Annotated in this window: 7 protein-coding genes and 1 tRNA gene; 4 read left to right on the top strand and 4 right to left on the bottom strand. The window is 63.6% G+C overall.

Features of this window, described 5'->3' with window-relative positions:
- Nucleotides 1-157 precede the first annotated feature (157 nt).
- Nucleotides 158-310 carry a hypothetical protein gene (locus tag V6M39_RS12890; protein WP_332644218.1) on the bottom strand — a complete coding sequence of 51 codons (153 nt, stop codon included), beginning with the start codon at nt 308-310 and terminating at the stop codon, nt 158-160.
- 167 nt (nt 311-477) lie between these two features.
- Between V6M39_RS12890 and V6M39_RS12885 the strand changes: the two genes are divergently transcribed.
- Together V6M39_RS12885 and V6M39_RS12880 are read left to right on the top strand one after the other, a co-directional pair.
- Nucleotides 478-550 (top strand) — tRNA-Lys (locus V6M39_RS12885).
- A 296-nt stretch (nt 551-846) separates the two neighbouring features.
- On the top strand, nt 847-1338 hold the full coding sequence (locus V6M39_RS12880; protein ID WP_332644217.1) for a GNAT family N-acetyltransferase: 492 nt from the start codon (nt 847-849) through the stop codon (nt 1336-1338).
- Between the two features lie 7 nt (nt 1339-1345).
- Here V6M39_RS12880 and V6M39_RS12875 read toward each other — a convergent pair whose 3' ends face one another.
- Nucleotides 1346-1693 (bottom strand): ArsR/SmtB family transcription factor, encoded by a 348-nt coding sequence (locus V6M39_RS12875; protein ID WP_332644216.1) that lies wholly within the window; start codon nt 1691-1693, stop codon nt 1346-1348.
- A 93-nt stretch (nt 1694-1786) separates the two neighbouring features.
- Between V6M39_RS12875 and V6M39_RS12870 the strand changes: the two genes are divergently transcribed.
- Nucleotides 1787-3136, top strand: a complete 1350-nt coding sequence (locus V6M39_RS12870; protein WP_332644215.1) for an NAD(P)-binding domain-containing protein — start codon at nt 1787-1789, stop codon at nt 3134-3136.
- Between the two features lie 25 nt (nt 3137-3161).
- Nucleotides 3162-4118 (top strand): prolyl aminopeptidase, encoded by a 957-nt coding sequence (pip, locus tag V6M39_RS12865; protein ID WP_332644214.1) that lies wholly within the window; start codon nt 3162-3164, stop codon nt 4116-4118.
- A 1-nt stretch (nt 4119) separates the two neighbouring features.
- Here pip and V6M39_RS12860 read toward each other — a convergent pair whose 3' ends face one another.
- Nucleotides 4120-4578, bottom strand: coding sequence for an SRPBCC domain-containing protein (locus V6M39_RS12860; RefSeq protein WP_332644213.1), 459 nt, complete (start codon nt 4576-4578; stop codon nt 4120-4122).
- A gap of 70 nt (nt 4579-4648) precedes the next feature.
- On the bottom strand, nt 4649-5425 hold the full coding sequence (locus tag V6M39_RS12855; RefSeq protein WP_332644212.1) for an SDR family oxidoreductase: 777 nt from the start codon (nt 5423-5425) through the stop codon (nt 4649-4651).
- Nucleotides 5426-5504 lie beyond the last annotated feature (79 nt).

The raw sequence follows: 5504 nt of genomic DNA, 5'->3' as shown, positions 1-5504 counted from the left end.
GTCACGAGATGGGCTGCCATCTCGGAGAACAGATCGTAGAACGATGTCTCAGTTGGTCGAATGCGAAAACGCACGACAAACTCCCGTCAGTGCTGGATAGGGCACGCCCATGCTAGATGCACAACGAACTGGAGTGTCAATCGCGGGTGCCAATCGGTCAGCCAGCCTGGACGATACCGAGGAGCTCGTCGACTTCTCGCTGCGAGAGATGGCCTTCCTTGGCGGAGGCCGCGATCATCAGCCGACTCGTCAACTCGATCTCGTCGAGTGCCTGGTCGTCGCGGAGGCGACTGTCCAAGGGCTCTGGCATTCGTGGTCTCCCAGTGGTGATGTACTCCGTCACGAAACGGCCATCGTAGCGGCGAGAGGGTTCAGTTCTCCATGCCACGGCCGTCGATCATCCCCTGAATTCGAGGCTAGACCCTACGGCGTCCCCGCGCAGGACTTTCAAGATTGGACTGGCAGACTTGGGTCGCAGGGCCTTTAGCTCAATTGGCAGAGCAGCGGACTTTTAATCCGCGGGTTGTGGGTTCGAGTCCCACAGGGCCCACTTCGCCGATGGAGGCCGGCTGTTCTTTGGCCGGTCTCATTCGGCGAATTTGAGTAGAGTGCGAGAACCCCTTGGGTGGGCCCCCGCTGCGCGGTCACGAGCGAAGCGAGTGCGCAGTAGGGGATCGAGTCCCACAGGGCCCACTTGATGGTCGGGATCCGACCGCTCTTGTTCTTTGGTCGGTTCCCGACCATCAAACTAGGAGGAATCGTGCGAGAACCCCTTGGGTGGGCCCCCGCTGCGCGTTCACGAGCGAAGCGAGTGCGCAGTAGGGGATCGAGTCCCACAGGGCCCACGTGAATTCGGCGAACTTCCGGCTACGTGCCCTTGAACAGGGCGACTGGGAAGTCGTGCGTCAGATCTACGCAGACGGCATCGCCACCGGTAATGCGACGTTCGAGACTGACGTGCCTCCTGCGGACGCCCTCGACTCGAAGTGGCTGCCTGGACAGCGTTGGGTCGCCGAGCTGAACGGGATCGTCATCGGCTGGGCATCGGTCTCGCCGACATCGCAGCGCGACTGCTACCGCGGAGTCGGTGAGACCTCCGTGTACGTAGACGCAGCCAGCGCCGGCATGGGCGTGGGCTCGGCCCTGGTCCGACATCAAGTCGCAGCGGCCGACGCCGCTGGATTGTGGACGCTCCAGACATCGATCTTTCCGGAGAATCTCGCCAGCCTCGCCATTCACCGAGCAGCCGGCTTTCGAGACGTCGGACGTCGAGAACGCATCGCTCAGCTCGACGGCGTGTGGCGCGACACCATCCTCTTGGAACGCCGCGCGGTCTGAGGAGGGTTCAGGCCTGAAGCGTGTCCGCCAACGAGGGCAGTGCACCGGGTACGAGAGCAAAGTAGGCCCACCGACCACGCTTCGAGCGAGTGAGCAATCCAGCCTCAACGAGAATCTTCAGGTGGTGCGACACCGTCGGCTGCGACAGATCGAGGGGCTCGTTCAAGTCGCACACGCAGGCTTCGCCGCCTTGAGTTGCGGCGACCAACGAGAGCAGCTTGAGTCGCGTCGGGTCGCTCATCGCCTTAAACTTGATCGCCAACGTCGTCGCCTCGTCGTCACTCATGACCCCGCTCGTGATGGGCGAGCAGCAGGTCGACTCCGATGAATCGAGGATGGTCAGCGCGGTTGGCATACGGCAATCGTACCCGATCCATTGACATTCTTCGATGTATGGGTAGAGTCTGATATATCGACAACCATGAATGTATTGGAAGCTAGGAACCTGATGTCTCACCAGACCACCACCACTGAACTCCCCGTCGTCGTCATCGGCGCAGGACCATCCGGCCTCGCCGCTGCGGCCCATTTCCGAGGCCGCGACGTGGATGTCCTCGTGCTCGAATCCGGACCGGCCGCTGGTGCCGCCGTCACTCAGTGGGGACACGTCCGACTGTTCTCCGCGTGGTCGGAGCTCATTGACCCTGCGGGCGAGAAGCTGCTGGCCGACGCTGGCTGGACCCCGCCGAACGCCAAGCGCTATCCGACTGGCGCCGAATGGGTCTCCGGCTACCTCCAACCACTCGCAGACGTACTCGGTGATTCAGTTCGGTACGGCACGACTGTCACGTCGGTGGCCAAGCAGAGTCGCGACCGGCTCGTCAGTTCCGGTCGAGACGACGCCCCTTTCACCGTGCATGTACTCAGCCCAACTGGCGCCGGCCACATCCAGGCGCGGGCCGTCGTCGATGCTTCCGGAACGTGGACCGGACCGAACCCCCTCGGCGGTGACGGCGTCGTCGCCATCGGCGAAGCCGAGGCCGCAGACCACATCAGCTACCGGATCCCAGACCTGCAGAACGCCACCGAGCGAGCCCGCTATGCCGGCAAGCATGTCGTCGTCGCCGGCACCGGTGCATCCGCCAAGGGAGCGCTGATCGGTCTGACCGCCTTGGCCAAGGACGAGCCCAACACCCGGGTGACCTGGCTTGTCCGTCGTAGCAACATCGGCGCAGCCTTCGCGGGCAGCGGCCAGGACGAGCTTCCGCAGCGCGGTGCACTCGGCCAACAGGCCCAGGCTGCTGTCGCCGAAGGTCCAGTCACCACACTCAACGGGTTCCGCACGTCCAAGGTCAGCACGGGTTCGGATGGTCGATTGATCATCGAGTCCTTCGACAACCAGATCGTCGAAGGAGTCGACGAGGTTGTCGTCCTGACTGGCTTCCGACCGAACCTGGAGATGCTGTCGGAGGTCCGCCTTGATCTCGATCCCGTGCTTCAGGCACCCCGCCAGCTCGCACCGCTGATCGACCCGAACGAGCACTCCTGCGGCACGGTCTATCCGCACGGAGCCAAGGAGCTCGCCCAGCCCGAGACCGGGTTCTATCTGGTGGGCATGAAGTCGTACGGCCGCGCCACCTCGTTCTTGGCGCTCACCGGGTTCGAGCAGACCCGCTCCGTGGCAGCGGCCATCGCCGGCGACCACGAGGCCGCTGCTCGGGTCGAGCTGACTCTCCCGGAGACGGGCGTGTGTGGTGGCTCCGGCTTGTTCGATGACGAAACCGCAGAGACCGGCGGATGCTGTGGAACGGCCGCCGAACCGGAGCTCATCACGCTCGGACGCCCGGGTCCTCAGTAGGGGTCACGTCGTTAAGGTCGTACACATGCGCGCCTTCTACCCAGACATCGAACCCTTCGACTCCGGATTGCTCGATGTCGGCGACGGCCAACAGATCTACTACGAGGTGTCGGGCAACCCTGACGGCAAGCCTGCGGTCTATCTCCATGGCGGGCCGGGCGGAGCATCGAGCCCGGATCAGCGACGCGTGTTCGACCCGTCGAAGTACCGCATCGTGCTGTTCGACCAAAGGGGTTGCGGCAACAGCCTGCCGCACACCAGTGCGCCGGACGCGGACCTCAACGCCATCACGACCTGGCACCTCGTCGAGGACATCGAGACACTTCGCGCACATCTCGGTGTCGACCGTTGGCTCGTGTGCGGCGGATCCTGGGGCTCAGCTTTGGCTCTCGCGTACGCGCAGAAGCATCCGGACGCCGTGACTGAGCTCGTGCTGCGCGGCATCTTCACCCTCCGCAGGAGCGAGCTCGACTGGTTCTACGAAGGCGGCGCCGCCAACGTCTACCCCGACCTCTGGGAGGGCTACATCGCACCGGTGCCCGAAGACCAGCGCGGGCACCTCATTGAGGCCTACAGCCGCTTGCTCAACAACCCGGATCCTGCAGTCCACATACCCGCTGCCAAGGCCTGGGCACGCTGGGAGTCCTCGACGATCACACTGCTCCAGGACACCGAGCTGATCGATCACTTCACCGAAGATGCCTTCGCTGTGGCGTTCGCCCGAATCGAGAACCACTTCTTCATGAACGACGGTTGGTTCACCGACAATCAGCTGGTCACCGAATCAGCCAAGCTCAAGGGCATTCCTGGCGTGATCATCCAGGGCCGCTACGACATGTGTACGCCGGCGACGACGGCCTGGGACCTTCACCGGGCATGGCCGGAGGCCGAGTTCCGGATGATCCCCGACGCCGGTCACGCGTTCACAGAGCCCGGGATCCTCGACGCGATCATCGAGGCAACCGACCGCTTCGCGTCGTAGATCAGCGGGCGGCGAAGAGCGCTTCGGCGCGGGCTTTCAATGACGTCGCCACCGAGTCGAAGCCGGCCTTGACCCAGTCACCGGTTGTCTCCATCACCAGGTCGGCAAGGTCCCCCACGAAGGTGTCAGTCGTGTAGTACTCGCACGTGTCGGGACCCGTCTCGGTGATGTACTGATCTCGCTGAGCGTGAATTCCCTGCATCTCTTCGCCGGTGTCATAGCGCAGGTGATTCGGCGGGTCGACGATCCGGATGAATTCACCGTTGATGAATGTGGAGTCGGAGCCGTCGACCTGAGGCAAGGTCAGATCGATCCGATCACCGAGCTCCAGACTGGTCTCCGCGGCAACCGTGTACGGATTCCACTCTGGATAGCTCGGATAATCGACCAGCACGTCCCACACGAACGCCGCCGGCGCATTGATCTGCACCGTCACGGACGTCACGAGATGGGTGCTCATGCGGGGTCCCCGCGGTGTTGTTCGCCGGCGGAGCGAAGCGGGGGAGGCGAAGAACACCGTGGGGTGCAGTTCATGCCGGCATGTACTCCCCACCGTTGACATCTAGGGTTGCGCCGGTGACTTCGGACGCGTAGTTCGACAGGAGGTAGAGGATGCCGCCTGCGCAGGCTTCATCCGTCGGGATACGGCCGAGCGGATTGCGCGACGCGATGTCGTCGTACACCTCTTGCTCGGTGATGCCCTTCTCCTCGGCGGTCATCGTCAGGTAGAACCGCACGCCGGGACCGTCGAGCCAGCCGAGGATCGCCTGGTTGACGCGGATGCCCTTCGAGCCGAGCTCGAGCGCCATGTACTGGCTGGCGGCACCCATGGCTGCCTTGGCGATGGCGTAGCCGCCCTCACCCTGCAGCGGGACACGCGTCGACATCGTGCCGACGTTGACGATCGATCCGCCGTCCTTCATGCGCGCGGCGGCTGCACGGCTCATGTTGAGAGCTCCGTACAAGGTGATGTCCATCGAGCGGCGTAGCGCCTTCTCCTCGGTGTCGAGGAGATCGGTGAAGCCCGGGTGCCCGTACGCACTGTTGACCAGACCGGTGATCTTGCCGAACTTCTCAACGGCGGCTGCCATCACCGCTTCGACCTCGTCCTGCTTCCGCACGTCGCACTGCACCGCGATGGCCTCGCCACCTGCTGCGGTGATCTCTTTGAGGGTCTGGGCCATGACATCGGCCGAGCGCGCCGACATGACGACCTTCGCGCCTTCCTTGGCGGCACGGATGGCCAGCTTGGCACCGAGTCCAGCTCCAACACCCGAAATGATGACGACCTCGTCTTTGAGGATCACGGCGCAATCTCCTTCTGATAGAACGCGAAATCTTGCTCCAGCCCGGCTTCGGTGAGTCCGAAGTCCTCGGCTGTGTATG

Source organism: Aeromicrobium sp. (assembly GCF_036675695.1).
In the GTDB taxonomy this organism is placed as follows: domain Bacteria; phylum Actinomycetota; class Actinomycetes; order Propionibacteriales; family Nocardioidaceae; genus Aeromicrobium.
The sequence above is the reverse complement of the archived record's forward strand: the minus strand, read 5'-3'. Positions and strand labels throughout refer to the sequence as shown.

Bases quoted from the DNA above. Each gene is read 5' to 3' on its own strand.
- V6M39_RS12890 (WP_332644218.1), bottom strand. From the start codon at position 310: ATGCCAGAGCCCTTGGACAGTCGCCTCCGCGACGACCAGGCACTCGAC.
- V6M39_RS12875 (WP_332644216.1), bottom strand. From the start codon at position 1,693: ATGCCAACCGCGCTGACCATCCTCGATTCATCGGAGTCGACCTGCTGC.
- V6M39_RS12870 (WP_332644215.1), top strand. From the start codon at position 1,787: ATGTCTCACCAGACCACCACCACTGAACTCCCCGTCGTCGTCATCGGC.
- pip (WP_332644214.1), top strand. From the start codon at position 3,162: ATGCGCGCCTTCTACCCAGACATCGAACCCTTCGACTCCGGATTGCTC.
- V6M39_RS12860 (WP_332644213.1), bottom strand. From the start codon at position 4,578: ATGAGCACCCATCTCGTGACGTCCGTGACGGTGCAGATCAATGCGCCG.